This is a genomic window from Pseudomonas sp. GW-45, assembly GCF_056896675.1.
Genome location: NZ_CM167674.1, coordinates 3,331,418 through 3,357,166, shown reverse-complemented (window position 1 = coordinate 3,357,166; position 25,749 = coordinate 3,331,418). Strand labels below are relative to the sequence as shown.

Genomic DNA, 25,749 nt, shown 5'->3' with positions numbered 1-25,749 from the left:
CTTCAATCGCAAGCAATCAGGGCGGGTAGGCTGCTTACGGAATTAATGTCGGAAAGTCGTTTACCCTCAGGATGCACAAAACCGTCTGGTTAAGCGTGCAGCTACTTTCTAATCGCCCATAAAAAAAGGTGACTCCAGCCTGCCTGAACCGGAGTCACCCCAAATACACCCATTAGTCTTAAAGCATCAAGCGTGCCAGCTCGCAGCTCTTTTAGCTTTCAGCTACGTTATTCGCTCTCTTCCTCTTCTGAACCGTCCACATTCATGCCCAGTTCTTTGATCTTTCGGGTCAGGGTGTTTCGGCCCCAGCCCAGTAACTGCGCGGCATCGCGGCGTCTTCCGGCAGTGTGCTTGAGGGCTGTTTCTATCATGATGCGCTCGAAGGCAGGTACCGCAATGTCCAGCAGGTTGGTTACGCCACGTGCCAGTTCTTGATCGGCCCAGGTGCGCAAACCCTGTTCCCAGTGGCCATCCGGCGCACTGTCCTGGTGCTGCGTGAGCATTTCTGGTGGCAAATCTTCGATCAGCACTTCACGGCTGGACGCCATGACGGTGATCCAGCGGCAGGTGTTCTCCAGTTGGCGTACGTTACCGGGCCAGGGCAGGTTACGTAGGTAGTCTTGAGTTTGTGACTTCAGTACCTTTGGCTCGACTGCCAACTCTTGGGCCGCTTTGGCGAGAAAGTATTGCGCCAGCGCGGGAATATCTTCACGGCGCTCAGCCAGCTTGGGAATATGGATACGAATGACATTCAGCCGGTGAAACAAATCCTCACGGAAGCGTCCGGCCAGCACTAGGCCTTCCAGGTTCTGGTGGGTGGCGGCAATGATGCGCACATCTACTTTGATCGGCGTGTGCCCGCCGACCCGGTAGAACTCGCCGTCGGCCAACACGCGCAACAAGCGCGTCTGCGTCTCGGCTGGCATGTCACCAATTTCATCGAGAAACAGGGTGCCGCCATCGGCCTGTTCAAAGCGGCCACGACGCTGCACGCTGGCGCCGGTAAAGGCCCCTTTTTCGTGACCAAACAGCTCCGACTCCATCAAATCTTTGGGAATGGCGGCCATGTTGAGCGCGATGAAAGGATTGCGTGCGCGCGGGCTGTGGCGATGCAAAGCATGCGCGACCAATTCTTTACCGGTGCCTGACTCGCCGTTGATCAACACCGTGATATTGGAATGGGACAGCCGGCCGATGGCGCGAAATACTTCCTGCATAGCAGGCGCTTCGCCGATGATTTCTGGCGTGCGAGGCTGGTCTAACTCTTCCTCTTCAGGCTCTTGCTCGTGGCTGTGGGCTAGCGCGCGGCGCACCAGTGCGACAGCCTCATCCACATCGAAAGGTTTCGGCAGGTACTCAAAGGCGCCGCCTTGATAGGAGGCGACGGCGCTGTCCAGATCCGAGTGAGCGGTCATGATGATGACCGGCAGTTTCGGATAACGCTCGCGGATGCTCGCCAGCAGATCCAGGCCGCTAGTGCCGGGCATACGAATGTCGCTAATCAGTACATCTGGGCACTGGCGCTGTAGGCGCACTAGAGCCGCATCTGCGCTATCAAAGCTCACCGGCTCCATGCCTTCCTGTTGCAGAGCTTTTTCCAGAACCCATCGAATGGAGCGATCGTCATCGACGATCCAGACATTTTCGGCACGATTAGGTGAGCGGGTCATAAATCAGTTCTCCAGTTCCGGTGCGGCCGGCAGGTAGTTGAGACAAGGCTCGTTAATCATTGACATGAACCCTGCGGCAACAGCTGTCGCCAAGGTTCGGTGTCACGCTAAGGCGGCGGGGCGCAGGCCCTGATCGTCGCGCGAGTTGGATACGCTTATGGGGCAAATCAGTCGGCCCCTTCTTTTTCTAACGGCAAGAACAGGGTAAATGTGGTGCAACCCGGTTCGCTGTCACATTCGATCAAGCCCTGATGCTGGCCAATGATATTTTGGGTGATCGATAACCCCAGGCCAGTGCCCTCGGCGCGGCCACTGACCATGGGGTAAAAAATGCTTTCGACGATATCGGATGGGATGCCCGGACCGTTGTCGGTGACTTCCAATCGGCAGACTAGCCGGTAGCGAGTTTGACCGATGGTGAATTGACGCAGCGCGCGGGTGCGCAGAGTGATACAGCCCTGCTCCAACGGGCGATGCTCGGCAATCGCTTGCATGGCGTTGCGCACTATATTCAACAGTGCCTGAATCAGCTGTTCACGGTCGGCGAGAATATCCGGAATACTCGGGTCGTAGTCGCGCTTGAGCTGGAGCACGCCTTGCGTCTCGGCTTCAATCAGGCTGCAGACGCGTTCAGTGATCTCATGGATATTGATAGGTTGCAGCGCCGGCGGGCGATACGGGCCCAGCATGCTATCGACCAAATTACGCAGGCGATCGGCTTCTTCAATGATGACGTCGGTGTAATCCCTAAGCGACTGTTCCGGTAGCTCGCGGGCCAGCAGCTGGGCAGCACCGCGAATGCCGCCCAATGGATTTTTGATCTCGTGGGCCAGGCCGCGTACCAGTACTTTGGTTACTTCCTGCTTGGATAGCTGGGCTTCTTCCTTGGTGATACGCAGCAAGCGATCACGCGGGTAAAGCTCAATCAACAGCCAGTTGCGGTTGGCGGCGATGATCGGCGTGACCGAATAATCCACCATCAGACTCTGGCCGTTGCTCAGGCTGAGCTGAGCTTCACGTTTGGTAAACGGGTGGGCGTTCTCCACGGCGTTATGCAGCGATTCCAATGCGGAGGCGGTATCGGTGAATAGGTCGCTGACCGGCTGTTGGAATACACGCTGGCCGCTGACCGCTAACAACATCTCTGCGGCGGGATTCATGAAGCTCAGGCGCAACTCACCATCGAGCAACAGCACGGCGGTGGTGAGGTTATCGAGAATCTGGCGTAGAAATCGATCAGGCAGCATAGCTATATCCATAGTTTGAGCAGAGAAATGCAAGAAGCGAACCAATTCGGGGCGCTGTGCCGGTGCATTGCATATTCTTTTGCTCATTTGTGTAGCCTGGGTGTCCGTTAGGCCGCTGCATGGGCTACGCGCCCTTTAAGTACTGCTTTGTGAGGGTGCAGCTCAAGCACTGTCGGGCCGGATAGACAGACGCATCAATGGCATTTGAACAGCAATAAGCCGAGCGCGCGCCAAGCGTTGGCGCACGAATTGGAGCGATTGCTAAGAAGTATGCACAAAAATGGTGCGAAGTGCTGGCGCGAGGATGTTTAGATCGTCGCGCCGGTGCAGGGAGGGTCAGTTGCCAGAGGGGGTAGTTGGTGGTTTTGGCACATTAGGTGCGCTCGGTGCCGCGGGTGCGGTAGGAGCCTGATTGGGATTGCCAACGCGCCCAGGTTGATTCAGTGAGGTGCGCTGAACGTGCAGGGTCACCGGTTCGCTGCTGAGCAGCACTTTACCTTTGGTGTCCATAATAACGGCGCTGACCTCGTGCGTGCCGCGATCCAGATTGGGCAGTGTTAAGGTCGCTTGGGGCTGCCCGCTGCCGGGAATGGCTTGTTCATTCAGATTGCCATCGACCTGCGCGCGCAGCAGGCTGCCCTGACGCAGCGGCGGGTCAATGGTTACTGTTAGCGTTACGTTGCCATCGTTAGCGCGCAAGGCGGTATCGTTGGCGGGACTGGTAATCATCAGGCTGCGGTAGCCGGCACTGCTGCCTGGGTCGCTGCTCGAATTGTTGCTGCTGCTTGATTCGCTGAAAGCGGGAATCGGCTTGGGCGGTTCAATGCTATTGGTGGGGCCAACCTCAACTTTGGTGGAATTGGGGTTTGGCTGGTCGGAGTAGATGCGGTTGCCTTGTGCATCTGTCCATGTGTAAACCTCACTCGCTGCTGCACCAACGCTGATGCCGCCAAGCAAAAGCACAGACAGGGCCATGACCGTTTTCTTCGACATCGTATTATCTCCTTGGGGCGCTCGCCCATCCTTGCACTCTTCTTTATAGCCTGAGAAGGCGTTGACCGCCATTTGGCGGCAGCCATAAAAGACAGACGTAAAAAAAGGGCGCCCGAATGGGCACCCTTCTTTTGACTGCCAGGCTTGCGCCAGGTTCAGCAGCTGTAATACAGATCGTATTCCAGCGGGTGAACGAAGGTGCGTACCTTGATTTCTTCTGCGTGCTTGAGCTCCATGTAGGCATCAATGAAGTCATTGGTGAATACATCGCCCTTGGTCAGGAACTCGCGATCCGCGTCCAGAGACTCCAGTGCTTCCTTCAGGCTACCGCATACCTGTGGGATCTGGCTGGCTTCTTCCGGCGGCAGGTCATACAGGTTCTTGTCTGCAGCGTCGCCAGGGTGGATCTTGTTCTGAACACCGTCCAGACCAGCCATCAACAGTGCAGCAAAGCACAGGTAAGGGTTGGCAGCTGGGTCAGGGAAGCGAGCTTCGATGCGGCGAGCTTTCGGGCTGGAAACGTAAGGGATACGGATTGATGCAGAGCGGTTGCGGGCTGAGTAAGCCAGCATGACCGGAGCTTCAAAGCCGGGGACCAGACGCTTGTAAGAGTTGGTAGACGGGTTGGTGAAGGCGTTCAGTGCCTTACCGTGCTTGATGATGCCGCCGATGAAATGCAGGGCGATGTCGGACAAGCCAGAGTAACCTTCGCCAGCAAAAGTGTTCTTGCCGTCTTTGGAGATGGACATGTGTACGTGCATACCGGAGCCGTTGTCACCGTACAGTGGCTTAGGCATAAAGGTAGCTGTTTTGCCAAACGCATCGGCAACGTTGTGTACGCAGTACTTCAGTGTCTGTACTTCATCGCCCTTGGCTACCAGGGTGTTGAACAGAACGCCGATTTCATTCTGACCGGCAGTCGCCACTTCGTGGTGGTGAACTTCGATGGTCAGGCCCATTTCTTCCATGGCATTACACATGGCAGTACGGATTTCGTGGTCGTGGTCGACGGGTGGAACTGGGAAGTAGCCACCTTTGACGCCTGGACGGTGGCCTTTGTTGCCAGTTTCAAAGTCGCCGTCAGTGTTCCAGGAAGCTTGCTCAGAGAAAATCTTGAACATGGAGCCGGAAATGTCGGACTTGAATTTGACTTCGTCAAAGACGAAAAACTCAGGCTCTGGGCCAACGAATACAGTGTCGCCGATACCAGTGGACTTCAGATACTCTTCTGCGCGCTTGGCGATGCCGCGTGGGTCGCGCTCATAGCCTTGCATAGTAGAAGGCTCGATGATGTCGCAAACCAGGATCAGAGTGGGCTCTTCGGTGAAAGGATCCATGACCGCGGTGCTGTCATCGGGCAGGAGGATCATGTCGGAAGCTTCAATGCCTTTCCAGCCTTCGATTGAGGAGCCGTCGAACATCTTGCCTTCTTCGAAGAAGTCGTCGTTGACATCACGAGCAGGCATGGTGACGTGCTGCTGCTTGCCTTTGGTATCGGTGAAGCGCAGGTCAACCCACTTCACGTCATACTCTTTGATCAGTTTCATCGTTTTCGACATGGTTTCCTCCAAAAGGAATCATTTGCCAGGCTTCTGGCCTGGCGCCTCTTTAATTCGAGCGGACTAGGTCCGCACATCGTTTGCATTACAAGTGAGCAAAAGGTGTGCCATTACGGAGCATTGTCCGGAAGGCCCATTTTCAAGGGGTTTTGCTCAAAAAATCACCAAAACGCACCATAATGGCGCACCTAATGAGTGCAGGTTATAGGCTCAATGCACTTTTTTGGTGCCGTGCGTATGCGGACAGGCGACGAGATAGTACCGCGCGCCCGGCCATCACTCTAGGGTATAATGCGTGGCTTTGCGCACCTTACACCATACCCATGAAACTGATCATCAAATTCTTCCCCGAAATTACCATCAAAAGCCGTCAGGTGCGCAAGCGCTTCGTGGCTCAACTGAAAGGTAATCTGAAACTGTTATTGAGCGATATTGACCCGGCTGCCAGGGTTAATGGCAATTGGGACAGTCTCGAGGTCAATTTGGGCAGTGATAAGGCGTTGCAGCTGCGCTGCATTGAACGCCTGAAAAATACACCCGGTATAGCGCACCTGTCAGAAGTGCACGAGTATCCGCTGGGCACCCTAGAGGAGCTGGCAGAGCTATGTGTAAGCTCCATCGGCAATCAATTACAGGGCAAGCTATTCTCGGTGCGCTGTAAACGGGTCGGCAAGCATGATTTCAGCTCCCAGGATGTGGCCATCCAGGTTGGTGGTGAGTTGCATCGGCGCTGCGGTGCGGCTGGCGTATCAATGAAGAATCCTGAAGTGGTGGTGCAAATTGAGATTCGCGATCAACGCGTTTTCCTGATTCAAGCACGCCATCAGGGTATGGGCGGGTTTCCGCTAGGCACCATGGAGCCGGTTTTGAGCCTGCTGTCGGGAGGCTTCGACTCTACGGTGGCTAGCTACCAAATGCTGCAACGGGGTTTGCTGCCGCATTTTGTGTTCTTCAATTTGGGTGGTCGCGCCCATGAGCTGGGTGTGCGTCAGGTAGCGCATTACCTGTGGCAACAATATGCCTCCAGCCACCGTTTGCGGTTCGTCAGTGTGCCTTTTGAGGGCGTAGTGGCGGAAATTCTTGAAAATGTAGAAAACAGCCAGATGGGCGTTGTGCTTAAACGAATGATGCTGCGCGCCGCTGATCGCGTGGCTTCTCGGCTGGGAATTGATGCTTTGGTAACTGGCGAAGCTATCGCGCAGGTGGCGAGCCAGACGTTGCCGAACCTCAGCGTGATCGACAAGGCTGCCGAGCGTTTTGTCATTCGTCCGCTGATCACTACCAGCAAACTCGACATTATTGATACCGCCAGACGCATCGGCACACTGGATTTCTCCAGCAGTATGCCGGAGTATTGCGGCGTTATCTCAGTAGGGCCGGCTATTCGCACTACCGTAGCTAAGGTAGAAGAAGTGGAGGCCTGTTTCGACTTCGAGGTCTTGAGTCGTGCCGTAGAGAGCGCCACTTACACTGATTGCAGTGAACTGGATCAGGTTATGGAAGGCGGCGCCGAGGTTGAAATGGTCAACACTGCGTTGACCGGGCAAGTAGTCCTGGATATTCGTCATCCGGATGAGCAAGATGCACGACCGCTGGCATTGCCAGGGATTGAGGTTCAAGCGGTGCCTTTTTTCCGCCTTAACAGCGTTTTTACAACGCTCGACGCTTCACGTGCCTATCTCCTGTATTGCGAGAAAGGTGTCATGAGTCAGCTGCATGCGCAGTATCTGTTAGATGCCGGACACGACAATGTTCGGGTGCTACGCTTGCCGAAGAACTAAGTCCATAAAGACGACTTTAAATAACCGCCCAGCAGTTTTTATGCCCATCGGGTAAGTGCAATTGGGCTTAAGCGTGCAAAAAACATACACTGTCACGCTTGGGTCTGTATAATGCCCACCTCTTTTTTCCAGTTAGCCGGCCAAGTTGCCGCGCCATCCAGGACGTTCAAAGTGATCGAGAATCTTCGCAATATCGCCATTATCGCCCACGTTGACCACGGTAAAACTACCCTGGTTGATGCCCTTCTTCGTCAGTCCGGCACGCTGGACCGTAAGGAGTTGGAATCCGAGCGCATCATGGACTCCAACGACCAGGAAAAGGAACGCGGCATCACCATCCTGGCGAAAAACACCGCCATTAATTGGAACGGCTACCACATCAACATCGTAGACACGCCCGGTCACGCCGATTTCGGCGGTGAAGTTGAGCGTGTTATGTCCATGGTTGACTCGGTACTGCTGCTGGTTGACGCGGTTGACGGCCCAATGCCGCAAACGCGCTTCGTAACCCAGAAAGCGTTCCAGGCTGGCCTGCGTCCAATCGTTGTCGTTAACAAGATTGACCGTCCGGGCGCGCGTCCTGACTGGGTAATTGATCAGGTATTCGACCTGTTTGACAGCCTGGGTGCCACCGACGAGCAGTTGGACTTCCCGTTCGTTTACGCTTCCGCGATCAACGGCATTGCCGGTTTGGATCCAGAAGACATGGCGGAAGACCTGACGCCGCTGTTCCAGACCGTTGTTGACCGTGTACCGCCGCCAGACGTCGATCTGGATGGTCCTTTCCAAATGCAGATTTCTGCTCTGGATTACAACAGCTTCCTGGGTGTTATCGGCATTGGCCGTATCCGTCGCGGTAAGATCAAGGCGAACAGCCCGGTTACCTCCATTGATGCGAGCGGCAAGAAGCGCAACGGCCGTATCCTGAAGATCATGGGTCACCACGGTCTGCAGCGCGTTGAAGTTGAAGATGCACAAGCCGGCGACATCATCTGCATCAGTGGTTTCGATCCGCTGTTCATCTCCGACACCCTGTGCGATCAACAGCACGTTGAAGCCATGACGCCGTTGAGCGTTGATGAGCCGACCGTGAGCATGACCTTCCAGGTCAACGACTCGCCGTTTGCTGGTAAAGAAGGCAAGTACGTTACCAGCCGCAACATCAAAGAGCGTCTGGAAAAAGAACTGCTGCACAACGTGGCGCTGCGTGTTGAAGACGGCGACAGTGCAGACAAGTTCAAGGTATCGGGCCGTGGCGAGCTGCACTTGTCGGTACTGATCGAAACCATGCGTCGTGAAGGTTTTGAGCTGGGTATTTCCCGTCCTGAAGTAGTCGTCAAAGAAGTCGACGGCGAGAAGCAGGAGCCCTTCGAGAACGTTATCATCGACATCGAAGACCAGCATCAGGGTCCAATCATGGAACAGATGGGTTTGCGTAAAGGCGACCTGTCCAACATGGTACCGGACGGCAAGGGTCGTATTCGTCTGGAGTACAACATTCCAGCGCGCGGCCTGATTGGCTTCCGTAACACCTTCCTGACTATGACTTCTGGTTCCGGCATCATGACCAGTACCTTCAGCCACTACGGCGCGGTTAAGCTGGGTGATGTGGGTCAACGCCAGAATGGCGTATTGGTTTCCATGGCAACCGGTAAAGCACTGACCTACTCGCTGGAAACCCTGCAGAGCCGTGGCAAGCTGTTCCTTGAGCCTGGCCAGGAAATCTACGAAGGGCAGTTGGCCGGTATCAACAGCCGTGACAACGATCTGGTGATCAACCCTACCAAGGGCAAGAAGCTCGACAACATGCGTGCCTCCGGCAAAGATGAAGTCATCGCTCTGGTTCCGCCGATCAAGTTCACCCTGGAACAGGCGCTCGAGTTCATCGACGACGACGAACTGGTGGAAGTAACGCCTAAGTCCATTCGTTTGCGTAAGAAGTTCTTGAACGAAAACGAGCGTAAGCGCTCCAGCAAAAAGTAATTTTTGGCTGATAAAAACCCCGCCTGGGCTAACCAGAGCGGGGTTTTTTATGCGCTGCATTTACTATGAGTCGTGATCTGCTGCTTTGGGAGCCACAGCACTCAATTGAGGGTTGATCGGTTTTATTGTGGGCACGCAGCAACCCGATGTTCGTACCTTCGCTTGTGCGTTTGGGGTAGAGGCTCGCAGGGAATAAACGGTTTCAAGCTAGCTGCAAAACTAAAAACCCAGCAACGCAAGCGATGCTGGGTTTTTATTGTACAGCCTTGACGCCGACTCGCAGGAGAGTCGACGAAGGCTTCAGGCGACCGTTACTGGCAGTTCCCACGGTAATCGGAAACCTGCGAGTCAGACTCGTGGTTCGGACCGCAAAGGAACTGCTGATAGCGAGTGTCCTGGTCGAGGTGACGCTTCATCCAGGATACGCCCAGGCGACCCAGAACATCGTTGTAGATGCCACCGCCGTTACCGCAATAGTGACTGCCGCCGCGAAGCTCTACGAAGGCTTTGTCGGTGCTATTGGGGATCTGGTTGTAGAAAGGAGACGCATGCTGGTAAACCGGTGCGATAATGTCTGACTGACAAGCGAAAATCAGCGTTGGAGTGTAGTTATCGCGGAAGTTAGTGGTATCCCAAGGCGCCAGTGGGATTGCTGCCTTGATGCGCCCCTCTTCGGCTACGCGCAAAGTACCACCGCCGCCCATTGACCAGCCGACGACGCCCAGACGGTCGGTGTCGATCATGCCTTGTACGGCGCTGCGTCGGCTGGTGTTTTGGCTGACCAAATAGTCCAGTGCGTTGTTGATCTGGCGCGCGCGACTTGGCGGTTGATCAAAGCCGGAGTTAGTGTCGATGGTCAGCACGACAAAGCCATAGGACGCCAGCTTGGGGCCCCACCATTCGATGGAAGATTCAGCTGATACAAAGCCGGGAATGACTACGATGGCGGCCATGGTGCCAGTGGTACCGGTAGGGTAATGAATAGTGCCACCCCCAAAGCCGCTGACGAAACTGGAAACCCGGGAGGTGCGTACCGAGTAGGTGCCGCGTGCGGCTTCCAAATAGGAGACGCTTGGGTCAGGCCCGCGCTGGAAACCGGTGGTGGGTGGGTTTGGATCGGTGGGTGGCGCTGGGTTGTTGGCCAAAGCGGACATCGAAATTATCAAAGCGCTGGCAGCAAATAAGGACTGCAATACCTTTTTCTTGGTATGAATCATGTGAACTCCATCAACATGCTAGGGATTATTTTTGTAATGTTGATTCACGGTCAGTTGTTATGTCATTACCGCCGCGAACCAGCCTGCGGAGGTAATCTACCGCAAAGACTCCACGGTTAATGCCACCCTTTCAGGTGAAATTTAAACCGGCCGTTTAGCGCCAATGCTGCGGTTCTTTTATCGCAAGCATATGATTCTGTTGTTTTTAATGATTTTATTTCTTGTATGCGGGATGTGTGTGAGGCAACAGCGATTCGTGTTTTGGATTTGTTGTCTGGTTTGGTAAGGGGCTTGTTGGGGGGAGATATCGGTAGCTTTAGCCGAAAAAGATATGGCCCCGGTTGCATATGCGGCCGGGGCCATAGGCTTTGCTTATCTCAATCACCGACGCAGTGAGGTCGGTTTGCTGATTAGTTGGAACAGTTGCCGCGGTACTCAGAGATACGCGAGTCCGACTCGTGGTTCGGGCCGCAGAGGAATTGATCGTAACGGGTGTCTTGATCGAGATGACGCTTCATCCAGGATACACCCAGCCGGCCGAGCACATTGTTGTACACGCCGCCACCGTTGCCGCAGTAATGGCTGCCCCCGCTGAGCTCAACAAAGGCCTTGTCGGTGCTGCTGGGAATCTGGTTGTAGAAGGGTGAGGCGTGCTGATTTACTGGCGCGATAACGTCCGACTGGCAAGCAAATATCAGCGTTGGAGTGTAGTTGTCGCGGAAGTTAGTGGTATCCCAAGGCGCCAACGGAATCGCTGCCTTGATACGGCCTTCTTCAGCTACACGTAACGTGCCGCCACCGCCCATGGACCAACCAACGACACCCAGGCGATTGGTATCGATCATGCCACGTACTGGGCTGCGGCTACTGCTGTTCTGACTGACCAGATAGTCCAGTGCGCTGTTGATCTGGCGTGCGCGGCTGGGTGGTTGATCAAAGCCGCTATTGGTATCGATGGTCATGACCACGAAGCCGTAGGAAGCCAATTTTGGGCCCCACCATTCGATAGACGATTCGGCGGATACGTAGCCGGGTATCACGACAATTGCGGCCATGGTGCCGGTAGTGCCGGTAGGGTAGTGAATGGTCCCGCCACCAAAGCCGCTGGTGAAACTGGATACTCGCGAGGTGCGAACTGAAAGATCACCACGGCTGGCCTGCAGGAAGGATACGCTAGGAGCCGGGCCACGCTGGTAAGCACTGGGTGTGCCTGGAGTAGGAGTTGGTGTGGGCGTTGGCGCTGGATTGTTGGCCGCAGCGGATAGCGAGAACAGCAGTGCGCTGGCCGCAAACAGGGACAGCAAGGTATTGCTCTTGATCTGTTTCATGGGTAACTCCGTGAATCGAGAGATTTATTTTTTTTAGGTACTGAGTCACGGCTGGCGAATGCGTGTCTGCCGGCTTGAATGCTGACTGCCGGCGTAATTTACTCCAAGTTTGTTAGTGCGCAAGCCACCCTTAAGGGTGATGGGGCAAGGTCCATAAGTGTTGTGCGTCGGTGCGTTTTATCTATCTCGCTGGAAATCTCTGATTTCACGTTGAAGTCAAAATGCACGGATGCTTTTGAGGTGGGGTGTTGTCTGGTTGAGAGGCATGAAAGTGCTTCTGAAGCGAGGCATTGGGTGTGTAGATAGACGAAGGGGGTTAGCTACCGCATGCGAGTGCGCGCTCAGGAAGGTAGGCAGGCATAACGAGTTAATTCAGTTGGGTGTTAGCGCAATATGAGACCCTAAATCGGGCCTCATATAATGCCAGTCAATGCGAGTTAATTACTGGCAGTTACCGCGGTAATCAGAGATCTGAAAGTCCGACTCATGGTTCGGGCCGCAGATGAACTGATCATAGCGTTGGTCTTCATCCAGATAGCGTTTCATCCAGGAGACCCCAAGGCGGGCGAGCACGTCGTTGTAGATACCGCCGCCGTTGCCGCAGTAGTGGCTGCCGTTATTGATCTCAATGAAGGCTTTGTCGGTAGAGCTTGGGATGTCGTTGTAGAAAGCCGAAGCATGTATCGCAACCGGCGCGATTACGTCAGATTCGCAAGCGAAAATCAACGTTGGGGTGTAATTGTCGCGGAAGTTGGTTGTGTCATAAGGCGCCAAAGGTATAGCTGCCTTTAGGCGACCTTCCTCGGCAACACGCAAGGTGCCACCACCACCCATGGACCAACCGACCACACCCAAGCGTTCGGTGTCGATCATGCCTTCAACCGGGCTACGGCTGTCGCTGTTTTCGTCAATCAGGTAATCCAGCGCAGTGTTGATCTGACGTGCCCGGCTTGGCGGCAGGTCAAAGCCCGAGTTGGTATCGATGGTCATGACCACGAAGCCATAGGACGCCAGTTTTGGCCCCCACCATTCGATGGACGACTCGGCTGAAACATAACCCGGAATCACAACGATCGCCGCCATGGTGCCAGTGGTATCAGTCGGGTAATGAATGGTGCCGCCACCAAAGCCGCTTACCAGGCCAGAAACGCGTTCGGTGTCCACGGAGTAGGGGCCGCGATCAGCTTCGAGAAAAGACACGCTTGGGTCAGGTCCGCGCTGATAACCGGTATTGGGTACTTCTGGTTCAGTGGGCGGGTTGTTGGCCATGGCTGACATCGAAAGCGCTAACGCGCCAGCGGCAAAGAGGGATGCAAGTACCGTGTTATTGCTTTTGTTTTTCATTAATAACTCCGCGAATCTTTATATAAGTTTGTTGTATGATCCTGAGGCAATGTCAGGAAGTTAATGTTTGCTGACATTGGCTGGTAAAAGACCCTATCGCAGATGTGTTGTTAAACCAGTCACCCTTTTAGGTGATGGGCGCCAATGTAAAGTTTAAATTTTTAAGTAATGGCTTAGCGTTTCGGGTCTGTTTCTTTTTGATATAAAGTTGAGTTTAAATAAGTTTTCAATTTTGTGATTTCTATCATTGTTTTTATTTTTTCGTTTTAAATCAGTTGTTTGAATTTTTTGCGTGGCTTCCTTTGTGATGTTGTTTTGGTTTTTACCGGTTATTTTGATGGCAATATAATGGCTAGCTTTGTTGAAAGTTTATTCTGAGTTTTTGGCTGAATGATTGTTCAATAAAGTTGCATGTTATTTTTGTCTATTATTATAATTTCCCATGTTGTGAACTGAGTCGGTTTCGCAGCGCGTCGATTCAAGCTTTATCTTGATTGATAATATAAAGGCGTCAGCTGTCATTGCGTTACATATTGGCTATTAGATCCGCGAAAGATTTTTTTCTGGACTGTGGTCAAGATGAGGATCTATGGCGGCTGGCATTGTCGAGCTTGGATGGTTTAGCGGGCACTTCGCACGGAACTCGATTTAGGTTCGCCTTTCTAATAAGAAGGGAAACCAAGGGAAATAGAGACAAAACATGATCATTCATCCACACGAGCCCGAGGCGCCAGAGGCAGATCCTGAGTTACAGATGCTCACCACCCCGCGGGAGCGGCTGGAGTTCTATCGGCGCGAGATATTTAATGAAACGAGCAATCTGGCTAATCGCACCAATGCCTACCTCACCGCGCAATCTTTTCTGGTGATTGCCTACGCGTCGTGTATGGCCAACGTGAACCCTGAGTGGGGAAAGCTGTTTACCCTGGTTGTACCCGCCACGCTTGCCCTGTTTGGGATACTCAGTTCTATCAGCGCTTGGCCGGGTATAAAAGCGGCCTGCGATATTATTGACCACTGGTATTCGAAGCAGAGCGGTTTGCTGAGCCATGATCCAGTGTTCGGCGTGGCCTACGACGAATACCCGCTATTTTCTGAGTGGGAGTCGAGTTTCACTGGCCAACGCAAGTCACTGTCATTTTCCAAGCGTTCGCCTTGGCTGTTTTCCGGCTTCTGGGTGTTTTTAGGTTTATTTGCGCTATGGGTGCAGATACCCACTTCCGGCTGAAGATGGCGTAGCAAGGTGCTGTGGCGGGGGGAAGGTCAAACCGCATCATTGATGAGGTTTGCTCATACTATAAAAAACCCGCCTGACGGCGGGTTGATGAATCAGTCTTCGAAGAAGAACTTCTCTTCGCCAAAGGCGGGTTCCAGATGATTCAACCAAGTGGCCTCTTCGTTATATTTTGCGAAAAAGGGCCGTTGCACCCAGTCCGGGTTGCGCCCTTGAATCATCCGTAAGGCGATAACTTTCTCACCATGGATCTCGGCGACACCCTGAATCTCGACCTTGCCCGGATGTGAGCTCATGGACGGGCCACGTGCTGTTCGCGCGATGCCGGACACGTTCTGCATGGCATCACGGTAGATCTGCCAAGCCTTGATCAGCGGCACTTCAAAATAGTGGCGTGCGCCGGTGTCGCGTTCAACGAACATGTAATAAGGGATGATGCCGAGCTCGACCTGGGTTTGCCACAGCCGCGCCCACACCTCGGCGCTGTCGTTGATATGCGCCAGCAAAGGGCCTTGAGCGCGAATCTGTGCGCCGGTTTCACGCACGCGGCGGATGGCTTCGCGGGCAATGTCGGGTTCCAGCTCTTGCCAGTGATTGTAGTGGGCCATAATCGCGAGGTGCTTGCCCGCCGCCTGGATTTCCCGGAACAGCGCCAGCAAGTCCTCTGCGTCGTCATCGGTGACCACGCGTTGTGGCCAGAACGTCAGCGCCTTGGTGCCGATACGGATAGTGCGCACATGTGCGAACTCATCTGTTAGCAGTGGTTCGAGATAGGCGCGAAGGTTGCGCGTCTTCATTACCAACGGATCACCACCGGTCACTAGAATGTCAGTAACTTCGGGGTGCTCTCGCAGATAGCCCTGTAGCTGCGTCGACTCGCGAGCCGCAATTTTCAGATCTTTATCGCCGACGAACTGCGCCCAGCGAAAGCAAAAGGTGCAGTAGCTATGGCAAACCTGTCCGGAGCTAGGAAAGAACAACACGGTTTCGCGGTACTTGTGCTGCAAACCCTCAACTACTTCACCGTCAAGCTTGGGAATGTTGTGCTCAAGCTGTCCAGCGGGGTGCGGATTCAGCTCGGCGCGCACCTCGCTGATGATGCTTTTTAGTGTGGGCTGGTCGGTGCCGATGATGAGTGCATCGGCGACCCGATCGTAGTGTTCGGGCTTGAGCATGCCACGCTGAGGGAAGGTCAGCTGGAAGATCGGATCGCTCGGCACGTTCTGCCAGTTGATCAATTCATCAATCACATATTGGTTAACGCGAAACGGCAGTACGCTAGCGACCACTTGCATTTCGAAACGCTGATCGGGAGTGAGCTTCTGCAGCTGTGGTATTTGATTCAGCTGCTTGGCTGTAAACACTTTGAAGCGCTGGTGGCTAAAAGCATCGGCATCGAAAGAGGCGACGTCTGGAGTGGATATGGCCAGGATATTGGAATTCGGCATAGTTTGTATTCAACGTATTTTTCAGGTCAAAAGCACTTCGTTACGCTAGCGTCACAGCCGCAGCGAGCGAAAAAATTGACTAAATTCAGTGATTAACCCGCAGGTTAATACGTAAAAAGCGCCGATATGCGTAGTAAAGGCTATCGGGCATGGTGATGGTTTGATTGCTTAGCGGCCGGCGATGATAGCGAAATAATGCATTGATGTCTAAATAGTGAGCCGTGCGCGGTATAAGATTGCTATCTAGCAGCAAGGCTCTCTTTTATCTAAGGAGTACAGGATGTTTTCCTACATAACTTTGGGTACCAGCGATCTACAACGCAGCATTTTGTTCTACGATGCGGCGATGGGCGCGTTGAACATTCAGCGCTGTGCTACGCCGGGCGAAGAAGCAGATTGGCAGGGCTGGGCGGGCTGGGGGTACTATGAAAATAAGGGAGAAAGAGAGTTGGCGCTTTGGCTTTGCGAGCCATTCAACGGCGCGCCACCGAGTGCTGGTAACGGCAGTATGGTCGCTTTGAAGGCGACTAGCTGGGCCCAGGTCAGAGCTTTTCATGCGGCAGCGCTGGCGCATGGGGGCAGTAGTGAGGGTGAGCCAGCCTTACGGCCGCAGTACAATGCGGACTTTTTCAGCAGCTATGTACGCGACCCGGACGGTAACAAGTTGGCGGTCGTGTGTCGCGGTTTTACTGCTGAGCCGGGTTGATTTCAGGGCGATGGTATTGGCGTCGCTGGGTGATTTGCCGGGGCTTACGATGTTCACGTCGTTCTTTAATCACCCGTTATATCACCGCGGTCAACCGGCGACGCTGGTGCCGCACTGCGGAACCGAACCCGTTTTAACCGATCTTACCCTTAGTGCCGGGCGTTGCCTCGGCGGCCCAAAATGGCAAGAGGAGAGCTGAGTGGCGGCAGTTGATGAAGTGCTTGAATTCTGGTTTACCGAGCTTAAACCGATGCAGTGGTGGCGCAAGGATCCTGGGCTAGACCGCTTTATCGAAGAGCGTTTCGGCGCTCTGCACGAGCGCGCAGAACGCGCAGAACTGATGAACTGGCGGGGCACCCCGCTTGGGCGGTTAGCTGAAATAATTGTGTTGGATCAGTTCTCTCGCAATATCTGGCGCGATACTCCGCGTGCATTTGCCAGTGATGGCATGGCGTTGGTATTGGCGCAGGAGGCGGTTGCTGAGGGTATTGACCAACAGCTGCCGGTTAAGCTGCGTGCCTTTATGTATATGCCCTTTATGCATAGCGAGTCTTTGAAAATTCATGAGCAGGCGCTCAAGTTATTCAGCACTCCGGGACTGGAGGATCATCTGCGCTCTGAGCGCAAACATAAGCGCATCATCGAGCGTTTTGGCCGCTACCCGCATCGCAACAGCATTCTGCTTCGCCCTACCACCGCTGATGAGGCGGCTTTCCTGCAAAACGAAGATTCCAGTTTTTAGCTACCACCGACTGTTGTGCTTAGTGCGAAGTAAAGTCTACTGCAAGCCCCTTTGGCAATTGCGCTAGGCTGGATTTTTATCTCGAAGGAACGGGTCATGCAACTGTCTATCTATCAGGTCGATGCTTTCACCAACACCCTGTTCAAGGGCAATCCCGCTGCGGTGGTGCCCCTGCAGCAATGGCTTGGTGCTGAGGTTATGCAGTCGATTGCTGCTGAGAACAACCAGTCGGAAACAGCCTTCCTGGTGCAAGGTGATGATGGGCGTTACGCCATACGCTGGTTTTCGCCCCTCACCGAGATCGATTTTTGCGGTCATGCCACGCTTGCCAGCGCCTTTATACTATTTCGTCTGCAACCCGAGCTGGCGGAGATTACTTTCAGCGCAGATGCGGTGGGTGACCTCCAGGTCAGTCGTGAGTTGGACGGGCGCATCAGCATGCGCTTCCCACGGCTTGACCCTGCACCCGTTGAGGAAGTGCCCGCGGCGCTGTTGTCTGGGCTCTCATTAACGCCACTAAGGGTCCTGGCTAATCGGCAAGCCTGGTTTGCAGTCTACGACGATGAGCAAAGCGTGCTGCAGGTGCAGCAAGATCCGGCGCAGTTGAAACTGCTGGCGCCGCGAGATGTGGTGGTTACCGCGCCTGGTAGCCAGTCAGATTTCGTCTCGCGTTATTTTTGGCCGGCTAATGGTGGCCTGGAAGATATGGTGACCGGTTCGATTCATGCTGGGTTGGCACCCTATTGGTCCGCACAATTGGGCAAAGCCGAATTGCTGGCGATCCAGGCTTCGAGCCGCGGCGGCCGACTGGATTGTGCTGTGCATGACGACCATGTGCAGATTAGTGGTCACGCTGTGCTTTATCTTGAGGGGCTAATTAACTGCCCTGAATCACCCCATTGAAACAGCAGCCTGGGCCCGAAGCGGCTATCCTGATGGCTGAGTATGTTTACCTACAAAGGAGATGTTTGATGACTTTTCGCCAACCTTTAACGGCCGCAATGTTGGGCTCGCTGGTTTTGTTGTCCGCCTGCGCAACGTCGCAGCGTCCGTCAGGTGATGCGCCCGCGCCGCCGCAACTGGAAGCGGACAGTGGGGTGGCGATTCTGAGTTGCGGTTCGCTACCGGTGCGCACCACCTTCAATGCGGATCAGCTCACACTCGAGGCGGGCAGCGATAAGTATCTGCTCGAACGCGTGCGTTCAGGTTCCGGTGCCAAGTACGAAGTGCCGGGTGACAGCGCAACCAGTTACTGGTTAAAAGGTGACAAGGGGATGCTTGTGATCAAAGGTCAGTCCTATCCCGAATGTGAACCGGCGGGAGCACTGCTTCTGCAAGCCGGCGAGTGGGTAGTTGAAGATATCAATAATGGCGGCATCGTTGATCGCTCGCGGGTGACACTCAACTTTGGCAACGATGGTCGCGTGTCAGGCATCGCCTCGTGCAACAACTACACCGGTGCGTACACGGTGGCCGGCAGCAGCCTGACGGTCAGCCAGCTGGTTTCCACTCGCAAGGCCTGCATTCCGGGGCTTGGCGAGCAGGAATCGAACTTTCTAAAAGCGTTGGAAAACGTCAGCGAGTTTAAAGTAAGCGATACAGGCGCATTGGTGCTCAAGACTGAAACGGGCGACTCACTGACCGCACGCTTGCAGTAAGCAACATAGCGATACAGCCCAGCACGCGGCCACAGTTGCCTGTGACCGCGTGCTGGTGCATTGTCCTCCTTGGCCATGCTTACCTGCGTGGCTGCTCTGGACGGCGGAACATACCGCTGCCATTCCGTGATTTAACCCGTAAAAGGACACTCGCATGTTGTTGCTGATCCTCGGCCTGATCCTGTTTCTCGGCGTGCACTCCACGCGCCTTTTCGCTCCTGAGTGGCGTGCCAAGCACATTGCCGCCAAGGGTCTGATGACCTGGAAAGGCCTCTATGCGCTGGTTTCCATCATTGGCTTTGTACTTATCATCTACGGCTACGGGCAAGCGCGGTTGGATCCCACCTGGCTGTGGATTTCACCGGTCTGGACTCGTCACCTGGCCGCGCTGCTGACCATTCCTGCGTTCATCTTGCTGGCTGCGACCTACATTCCCGGTTCCTGCATCAAGGCGAAGGTCGGTCATCCGATGCTGCTCGGGGTGAAGTTTTGGGCGCTGGCGCACCTGATTGCCAACGGTAGCCTGGCTGATTTGCTGCTGTTCGGCGGCTTTCTGGCTTGGGCCGTTGCGCTCTTTGTGGTGTCACGCAAACGTGACCGGCTGGCGGGCATCAGCTACGGCAAAGGCAAACCAGCAATGGATGCAGTTGTGGTCGTAGTTGGCCTCATTGCCTGGGCGGCGTTTGCCCTGTACCTGCATGGTGTGCTGATCGGTGTGAAGCCACTGGGCATGTGATGTACTCGCGTTAGTTAAATGCAACAAACCCGCCATGCTGCGGGTTTGTTGCATTTGAACCTCGGTAAAGTGCAATTAAAGTATTCATCGGGCGCTCTCTTGCTCTGCTGCATCCCTGAGTGAAGCATTGAGAGAAAAGATGTTGGGTATTTAATCGGCAAATCCGATATGTATAACTTAAATTAGTTGCTTATATCGATATAGCGCAGGCCATAGAATTAAATGGAATTTACTGGCAATAACAGGTCTCACAATGGTCTCTTTATCGGTTGGCACTCTGCTCAGGCTGCGACCGCTGCGGCAGCTGGAGCATCCCCGCGAAGCTATCCGCCAGTTCACACCGAACTGGTTCGCGGTCACCATGGGTACGGGTATTCTGGCACTGGCCTTGCCGCAGCTCCCCTTGCCCGGTATGCAAGCGCTGGGACAAGCACTGTGGTTGTTTAACATCGCCTTGTTCTGCCTGTTCTCGCTCATGTATGCGGCGCGCTGGGTATTTTTCTTTCATGAGGCCAAGCAGGTATTTGGCCATGCCACCGTATCCATGTTTTTCGGCACCATTCCCATGGGTCTGGCGACCATCATCAATGGTTTGCTGGTTTTTGGCGTTCCCTTGTGGGGCGAGCAGATGGTGGCACTGGCTTTCAATCTCTGGTGGCTGGACGTGGTACTGGCGCTGGTCTGCGGCGTGAGCATTCCGTATCTGATGTTCACCCATCAAGAACACAGCATCGATCAGATGACGGCCGTTTGGCTGTTGCCCGTCGTTGCGGCGGAAGTCGCAGCCGCCAGTGGTGGTTTGTTGGTCCCCTACCTGAGCGGCGACCAGGCCTACCACGTGTTAATTACCAGCTACGTGCTCTGGGCTTATTCGGTGCCGGTGGCGTTGAGTATTCTGGTGATTTTGCTGCTGCGCATGGCAGTACACAAGCTGCCGCATCAGAACATGGCGGCATCCAGCCTGTTGTCACTTGGCCCTATCGGTACCGGCGCTCTAGGATTGTTGTTGCTCGGCGCTGATGCGCAGAGCGTGATGGCTAGCCGTGGACTGGAGTCGGTCGGGACGGTTGCGCATGGCCTGGGCGTGATTGGCGGCTTATTGTTGTGGGGGCTAGGGCTTTGGTGGTTGCTGTTAGCGCTGTTGATCACCATCCGCTACTTCCGCCACGGCGTGCCCTTCAATCTTGGCTGGTGGGGTTTCACTTTCCCTGTGGGAGTTTACGCGCTGGCCACCTTGAAGTTGGGCAGCGTCTTGCAGCTTGGTTTCTTCAATGCCCTTGGCGTGGGTTTGGTTACGCTGCTGGCGCTGATGTGGCTATGGGTGGCTAGCCGCACATTGAAAGGTGCCTGGCGCGGTGAGTTGTTTGTGTCGCCGTGCATAGCGGGGCAATGCACGCGTTGATCCAGCGGCCTTGGTCGTGCGGCAGCAGGAAGGTTATGCTACCAGCGAAATCTCCCTGCCGTATCGACAAAGGATGGCTGTATGCAATTACCAGCGTCAGCGCTGCGTTATGCCCCTTATCTGTTGTGCCTGTTTGGCGCGCTAATCTCCCTCGCATTGAGCTGCTTTTCCCTGCTGTGGTTGCTCGCCGCACTGCCGCTCACGGCATTGGCGATCATGGGCACCTGGGATGTGCTGCAAAAGCGCCACACTATTAGTCGCAACTATCCGGTCATGGCGCACTTCCGCTATTTTCTCGAAAGTATCGGGCCGGAGTTGCGCCAATATTTCATTCAGTCAGATACCGATGAGCTTCCGTTTTCCCGGGAGCAACGCAATATCGTTTATCAGCGTGCCAAAGACATTCTCGACAAAAAACCTTTCGGCTCACTGATCCCAATGAACGCCGAAGGCTATGAGTGGATGAACCACTCGCTGGCGCCAGTACACATCCTGGATAAGAATTTTCGCATTACCGTGGGCGGCCACTCCAACACCCTAAAGCCCTACGACGTCAGCGTGTTTAATATCTCGGCGATGAGCTTTGGCTCGCTCTCAGCCAATGCGATTTTGGCGCTCAACGCCGGTGCTAAAAAGGGTGACTTTTACCACGACACCGGCGAAGGCTCGATCTCGCGCTATCACCGTGAGCCGGGTGGCGATCTGGTGTGGGAGATCGGCTCTGGCTACTTTGGCTGTCGCAAACCCGATGGCAGTTTTGATCCGGAGCGTTTTGCTAAAAATGCGCAGCTGGATCAGGTGAAAATGATCGAGATCAAACTGTCGCAGGGCGCGAAACCCGGCCACGGCGGCATACTGCCAGCGGCAAAGGTAACTCAAGAGATTGCCGAAGCACGTGGCGTCACAGTGGGTGAGGATGTTATCTCGCCGGCGGCGCATTCAGCGTTTAGTACACCGCTGGAACTGATGGCTTTCATCGCGCAACTGCGCGAACTCTCGGGGGGCAAACCGGTGGGTTTCAAGTTGGCGATTGGGCATCCGTGGGAGTGGTTTGGCCTGGTCAAAGCCATGCTGGAAACCGATGAGCGCCCCGACTTCATTGTGGTGGATGGCGGGGAGGGCGGTACGGGCGCCGCGCCGTTAGAGTTTATCAACCGCTTGGGTATGCCCATGACGGATGCCGTGTTGCTGGTACACAACACGCTGGTGGGAGCCAACCTGCGAGACAAGATTGCTATCGGTGCGGCCGGCAAGGTCACCAGTGCTTTTAATATTGCTCGCACCCTGGCGCTGGGTGCCGACTGGTGCAACGGCGCGCGTGGCTTCATGTTTTCGCTGGGTTGCATTCAGAGCCTGAGTTGTCATAACGACAAATGCCCCAGTGGTGTCGCCACGCAAGACCCGAGTAGAGGTGGCAAGTTGGATGTGGCGGACAAGAGTGAGCGGGTTTACAACTTCCAGCGCAACACGGTGCTGGCCTTGGCGCACCTACTGGAGGCAGCCGGCTTGAGCCATCCGCGTCAGCTGGGACCGGAACACATCATGCGCCGCGTCACCAAGTATGAAGTACAGCCCTATAGCGAACTCTTCCAGTTTCTGGAACCCGGGGTATTGTTGGACGGTCGTGCGGAGCTGCACGTGTTTCAGAGGTATTGGGCGAAGGCGCGGGCTGACAGCTTTAGTGCGCCGGATTTTGTACTCAAGTTGAGGGAAACCAAGCTGCGTTAACGGCGGTTTTGCAGAGCCAGCAGCGCGAAGGTGGCGAGCCAATGCTCGCCCATATAATCGCCATCGATGTGCGGCAGGCTGGTTTGCAGGTGTGCTTCTGCGCTAACCAACAAGCGCTCGCGCAGCGCTGTTGGTTGCGCGGCGGCCAGCACTTCTAAACACCATGCCCGGCTCAAGTTAAGCCCATCAAGGTGTGCCAGCTTGCCGTCACTGCGGTCGCGGCTATGAACTGGGGTCAGCAGGCTGGCGGGTTGGCCCTCGGCCAATTTTGGCAGAAATCTGGTAAACCATTCTTGGAATTCATCGGTGCCCAGTACCCGCTGCATCAACGCGGCTTCTTGCAGCGCGGGTGACAAGAAATCCTCGCCGCCTGGCTCCCACGCTTGGCAGTCCTGATCCTGCAAATAGAACGCACGCGCGCTACTGATGATTTGCTCGCGCAACTTTTCGTGCGCGCAGGCGTCGGCATAGTCCAGAGCCAGCAAGAGAGCGAATGCTGTGTTGTTGTGCGCACCGCTGCGAATGGGCGCGCTCAGGCGTGGTAGGTAGTCACAAAAACGTTGCGCCAGATCGTCGGCCAGGAGCTGCAGCGCCTTGGCCCAGACTGCGTCGCCCGCACTCAGTTCGGCCTGCAGCTTGAGCAGCCAGGCCCATCCATAGGGCCGCTCGAAGCTGGCGTTGCCGGGGCGCTGAAAAAACGCGCGCTCCTGTTCCAGCTTGGCGTGTGTCAGCTGTTGATCAAACAGCTCGGTGATCAGGGCACATTCGGCTAGCTCAGGCTGCAGGCGCTGAATGCGTGCCAGCAGCCAGTAGCTGTGCACGCAGGAGTGCCAGTCATAACTGCCGTAAAACACCGGGTGCAGCTGGCTCGGTGGCAGCAAATCTGCCGCAGACCGTAAGCGCATGGGCTCGATATGCGGATACTCGCGTGTTACATGTCCCAGCGCGATCCGCGCCAACGCGGCCAGCTGCGCGGCATCGAACACCGTCAGCGAACCCGTTGCCAATCGATATCGCGCAGCAGCCATTCGCCGTCGGTATCAAGCCAAAGCAGACGAATATCGTACTGCCCGGCGCTGTTGGGTAGGAAGCGCTCGGCGCCGGTGAGCGTCGCCCTTGCCGTTGTTTCGGCGCGCTCGGGATAGCCAGGATCAATAGTTGTCTCCTGGCTGCTGACAATCACGCTAATGCGCTGGTTCTGCAAGAACATCAACCGCAGGTTACGTTCTGCCCAGGCATTGTCGAACTGATCCTGCGCACTGAATTCAGGGTGGAGTAGAGACGTGACTTGATCTCGATCACGTGACTCTATGCCGTCCTCTAATTGATTGATGGCCTGATTCAGGCGCTCATCCGGGGAGGAAGGGCCGCAGGCACAGAGGGTCAGCGTGATGAGCAAAAGAAGTAGCGTGCGCACAGGTGACAGCAGCCTCGCAGGTCAGTAATGTGATGCTTTATCAAGATAGAGGCGCGGGCGCGAAAGATTGGGCACAACTGCTCTAGTGCAGGGAGTCCGTCGCGCTGGCGCTCAGGCCAGGAGCCCATCATGCAATTGTTGTATCCGGAGATCAAACCTTACGCTCGCCATGAGTTGGCAGTGACCCCACCGCATGTTCTCTACGTTGATGAAAGTGGCCAGGAAGATGGTTTGCCAGTGGTGTTTATCCACGGCGGGCCGGGTGCCGGGTGCGATGCTCTGAGTCGCCGTTTCTTTGATCCTTCCATCTACCGCATCATTACTTTTGATCAGCGCGGCTGTGGCCGCTCCACACCGCACGCGAATCTGCAGAACAACACCACCGCTGATCTGGTCGCGGACATGGAAGTGCTGCGCGAGCATTTGGGGATTGAAAAGTGGGTATTGTTCGGTGGCTCCTGGGGTTCAACACTGGCGCTGGCTTACGCGCAGGCGCACCCGGACCGTGTGATGGGCATGGTGCTGCGCGGTATTTTCCTGTGTCGCGATCAGGATATCCGTTGGTTCTACCAAGAAGGCGCCAGCCATATCTTCCCAGACTTTTGGGAAGACTACCTGAGCCTGATTCCGGAAGAAGAGCGCGGCGATATGGTGGCCGCCTATTATCGTCGGCTGACCGGGAATGATGAGATCTGCCGCATGCATGCGGCCAAGGCGTGGTCCATCTGGGAAGGCCGCTGCGCTACCTTGCGCCCAAGCCCACAAGTGATCGACCGTTTCAGCGATGCCCGTCGCGCCTACGCCATCGCGCGTATCGAGTGTCACTACTTCACCAACAAGACCTTCCTTGAGCCCGATCAGTTACTCAAGAATATGCCGCTCATTGAGCATATCCCCGGCATCATAGTGCACGGCCGTTATGACATGGTCTGCCCGCTGGACAACGCTTACGCGCTTAGCCAGGCCTGGCCGAACAGTGAATTAAATATTATTCGCGACGCCGGCCACGCCGCCTCCGAGCCTGGCATTGCCGACGCGCTGGTACGCGCCACAGGCGATATGGCCAAGCGTTTACTGGATTTGGCACCGCAGGCCGAATGAGATGAAGGGATTGCTGCAACGGGTGCGTCAGGCCCGCGTTGAGGTTGATGGTGACGTGGTGGGCGCCATCGACCAGGGCTTGTTGGTCTTGGTCGGCATCGAACCGCAGGATACCGAGGCCAGCGCCGACAAACTGCTTAAGCGGCTACTCGACTACCGGGTGTTCACCGATGCAGATGGTCGTATGAACGATTCGTTGCGGCAGGTGCAGGGCGGGCTTTTATTGGTCTCGCAATTCACGCTGGCTGCTGATACGCGCAAAGGTTTACGCCCTGGTTTCTCGACTGCAGCGCCGCCGGCGCAGGCGGAAGTGCTGTTTAATTATTTGGTGGAGCAGGCGAAGGCGTTGCATGAGCCGGTTGCGACTGGGAGGTTTGGGGCGGATATGCAGGTGCATCTGGTGAATGATGGGCCGGTGACCATTATGTTGGAGACCTGACGGGTTTACCGTTTTG

General features: G+C 55.2%; 22 protein-coding genes. 12 read left to right on the top strand and 10 right to left on the bottom strand.

The features are described 5' to 3' along the window. Positions 1 to 227: 227 nt before the first annotated feature. The 4 genes from ntrC to glnA all read right to left on the bottom strand — a co-directional run bounded on the left by ntrC (position 228) and on the right by glnA (position 5,469). Positions 228 to 1,670 carry a nitrogen regulation protein NR(I) gene (gene ntrC, locus AC1XYH_RS15810; protein ID WP_483324074.1) on the bottom strand — a complete coding sequence of 481 codons (1,443 nt, stop codon included), beginning with the start codon at positions 1,668 to 1,670 and terminating at the stop codon, positions 228 to 230. A gap of 167 nt (positions 1,671 to 1,837) precedes the next feature. Beyond that, positions 1,838 to 2,917: a nitrogen regulation protein NR(II) gene (gene glnL / locus AC1XYH_RS15805; RefSeq protein ID WP_483326400.1), complete on the bottom strand. Its 1,080-nt coding sequence runs from the start codon at positions 2,915 to 2,917 to the stop codon at positions 1,838 to 1,840. 336 nt (positions 2,918 to 3,253) lie between these two features. Further along, positions 3,254 to 3,910, bottom strand: a complete 657-nt coding sequence (locus AC1XYH_RS15800) for a DUF4124 domain-containing protein (protein WP_483324073.1) — start codon at positions 3,908 to 3,910, stop codon at positions 3,254 to 3,256. Positions 3,911 to 4,065: 155 nt separating this feature from the next. Beyond that, the gene (gene glnA, locus AC1XYH_RS15795; RefSeq protein WP_483324072.1) at positions 4,066 to 5,469 is read right to left on the bottom strand and encodes a glutamate--ammonia ligase; all 1,404 of its coding nucleotides are present in this window, start codon (positions 5,467 to 5,469) and stop codon (positions 4,066 to 4,068) included. Positions 5,470 to 5,792: 323 nt separating this feature from the next. Between glnA and thiI the strand changes: the two genes are divergently transcribed. Continuing rightward, positions 5,793 to 7,250 (top strand): tRNA uracil 4-sulfurtransferase ThiI, encoded by a 1,458-nt coding sequence (gene thiI / locus AC1XYH_RS15790; protein ID WP_483324071.1) that lies wholly within the window; start codon positions 5,793 to 5,795, stop codon positions 7,248 to 7,250. 171 nt (positions 7,251 to 7,421) lie between these two features. Then, the gene (typA, locus tag AC1XYH_RS15785) at positions 7,422 to 9,233 is read left to right on the top strand and encodes a translational GTPase TypA (RefSeq protein ID WP_483324070.1); all 1,812 of its coding nucleotides are present in this window, start codon (positions 7,422 to 7,424) and stop codon (positions 9,231 to 9,233) included. Between the two features lie 311 nt (positions 9,234 to 9,544). Here the strand turns inward: typA and AC1XYH_RS15780 are convergent, their stop codons facing one another. The 3 genes from AC1XYH_RS15780 to AC1XYH_RS15770 all read right to left on the bottom strand — a co-directional run bounded on the left by AC1XYH_RS15780 (position 9,545) and on the right by AC1XYH_RS15770 (position 13,122). Continuing rightward, positions 9,545 to 10,450, bottom strand: a complete 906-nt coding sequence (locus tag AC1XYH_RS15780) for an alpha/beta hydrolase family protein (RefSeq protein ID WP_483324069.1) — start codon at positions 10,448 to 10,450, stop codon at positions 9,545 to 9,547. 410 nt (positions 10,451 to 10,860) lie between these two features. After that, positions 10,861 to 11,778, bottom strand: a complete 918-nt coding sequence (locus AC1XYH_RS15775) for an alpha/beta hydrolase family protein (protein ID WP_483324068.1) — start codon at positions 11,776 to 11,778, stop codon at positions 10,861 to 10,863. Between the two features lie 441 nt (positions 11,779 to 12,219). Continuing rightward, positions 12,220 to 13,122 carry an alpha/beta hydrolase family protein gene (locus tag AC1XYH_RS15770; protein WP_483324067.1) on the bottom strand — a complete coding sequence of 301 codons (903 nt, stop codon included), beginning with the start codon at positions 13,120 to 13,122 and terminating at the stop codon, positions 12,220 to 12,222. Between the two features lie 754 nt (positions 13,123 to 13,876). Between AC1XYH_RS15770 and AC1XYH_RS15765 the strand changes: the two genes are divergently transcribed. Next, positions 13,877 to 14,350 (top strand): hypothetical protein, encoded by a 474-nt coding sequence (locus AC1XYH_RS15765; protein ID WP_483326399.1) that lies wholly within the window; start codon positions 13,877 to 13,879, stop codon positions 14,348 to 14,350. Between the two features lie 101 nt (positions 14,351 to 14,451). Here the strand turns inward: AC1XYH_RS15765 and AC1XYH_RS15760 are convergent, their stop codons facing one another. Further along, the gene (locus AC1XYH_RS15760; protein ID WP_483324066.1) at positions 14,452 to 15,804 is read right to left on the bottom strand and encodes a KamA family radical SAM protein; all 1,353 of its coding nucleotides are present in this window, start codon (positions 15,802 to 15,804) and stop codon (positions 14,452 to 14,454) included. Positions 15,805 to 16,084: 280 nt separating this feature from the next. Here AC1XYH_RS15760 and AC1XYH_RS15755 point away from each other — a divergent pair, with 280 nt between their 5' ends. From AC1XYH_RS15755 to AC1XYH_RS15725, 7 genes are all read left to right on the top strand, one after another. Further along, positions 16,085 to 16,510 carry a VOC family protein gene (locus tag AC1XYH_RS15755; protein WP_483324065.1) on the top strand — a complete coding sequence of 142 codons (426 nt, stop codon included), beginning with the start codon at positions 16,085 to 16,087 and terminating at the stop codon, positions 16,508 to 16,510. Between the two features lie 199 nt (positions 16,511 to 16,709). Then, on the top strand, positions 16,710 to 17,252 hold the full coding sequence (locus AC1XYH_RS15750; protein ID WP_483324064.1) for a DUF924 family protein: 543 nt from the start codon (positions 16,710 to 16,712) through the stop codon (positions 17,250 to 17,252). A 96-nt stretch (positions 17,253 to 17,348) separates the two neighbouring features. Continuing rightward, positions 17,349 to 18,155 carry a PhzF family phenazine biosynthesis protein gene (locus tag AC1XYH_RS15745; protein ID WP_483324063.1) on the top strand — a complete coding sequence of 269 codons (807 nt, stop codon included), beginning with the start codon at positions 17,349 to 17,351 and terminating at the stop codon, positions 18,153 to 18,155. Between the two features lie 68 nt (positions 18,156 to 18,223). Next, positions 18,224 to 18,910: an META domain-containing protein gene (locus tag AC1XYH_RS15740; RefSeq protein ID WP_483324062.1), complete on the top strand. Its 687-nt coding sequence runs from the start codon at positions 18,224 to 18,226 to the stop codon at positions 18,908 to 18,910. Positions 18,911 to 19,064: 154 nt separating this feature from the next. Further along, the gene (locus AC1XYH_RS15735) at positions 19,065 to 19,646 is read left to right on the top strand and encodes an NnrU family protein (RefSeq protein ID WP_483324061.1); all 582 of its coding nucleotides are present in this window, start codon (positions 19,065 to 19,067) and stop codon (positions 19,644 to 19,646) included. Positions 19,647 to 19,899: 253 nt separating this feature from the next. Further along, positions 19,900 to 21,048: an SLAC1 family transporter gene (locus tag AC1XYH_RS15730; RefSeq protein WP_483324060.1), complete on the top strand. Its 1,149-nt coding sequence runs from the start codon at positions 19,900 to 19,902 to the stop codon at positions 21,046 to 21,048. An 81-nt stretch (positions 21,049 to 21,129) separates the two neighbouring features. Further along, a complete protein-coding gene (locus AC1XYH_RS15725) occupies positions 21,130 to 22,776 on the top strand; it encodes an FMN-binding glutamate synthase family protein (protein ID WP_483324059.1) in 1,647 nt (548 codons plus the stop codon). Here AC1XYH_RS15725 and AC1XYH_RS15720 read toward each other — a convergent pair. Together AC1XYH_RS15720 and AC1XYH_RS15715 are read right to left on the bottom strand one after the other, a co-directional pair. Beyond that, a complete protein-coding gene (locus tag AC1XYH_RS15720) occupies positions 22,773 to 23,804 on the bottom strand; it encodes a DUF2891 domain-containing protein (protein WP_483324058.1) in 1,032 nt (343 codons plus the stop codon). The two genes, AC1XYH_RS15725 and AC1XYH_RS15720, sit on opposite strands and share 4 nt — an antisense overlap. Further along, complete coding sequence (locus AC1XYH_RS15715) at positions 23,765 to 24,193, bottom strand: hypothetical protein (RefSeq protein WP_483324057.1); 429 nt, start codon at positions 24,191 to 24,193, stop codon at positions 23,765 to 23,767. Before AC1XYH_RS15715 ends, AC1XYH_RS15720 begins: the two co-directional genes overlap by 40 nt. 129 nt (positions 24,194 to 24,322) lie before the next feature. On the opposite strand from AC1XYH_RS15715, the gene pip reads away from it, so the two are divergent. After that, positions 24,323 to 25,294, top strand: coding sequence for a prolyl aminopeptidase (gene pip, locus AC1XYH_RS15710; protein WP_483324056.1), 972 nt, complete (start codon positions 24,323 to 24,325; stop codon positions 25,292 to 25,294). 1 nt (position 25,295) lies between these two features. Next, positions 25,296 to 25,733 carry a D-aminoacyl-tRNA deacylase gene (dtd, locus tag AC1XYH_RS15705; protein ID WP_483324055.1) on the top strand — a complete coding sequence of 146 codons (438 nt, stop codon included), beginning with the start codon at positions 25,296 to 25,298 and terminating at the stop codon, positions 25,731 to 25,733. The last annotated feature ends 16 nt before the right edge of the window (positions 25,734 to 25,749 follow it).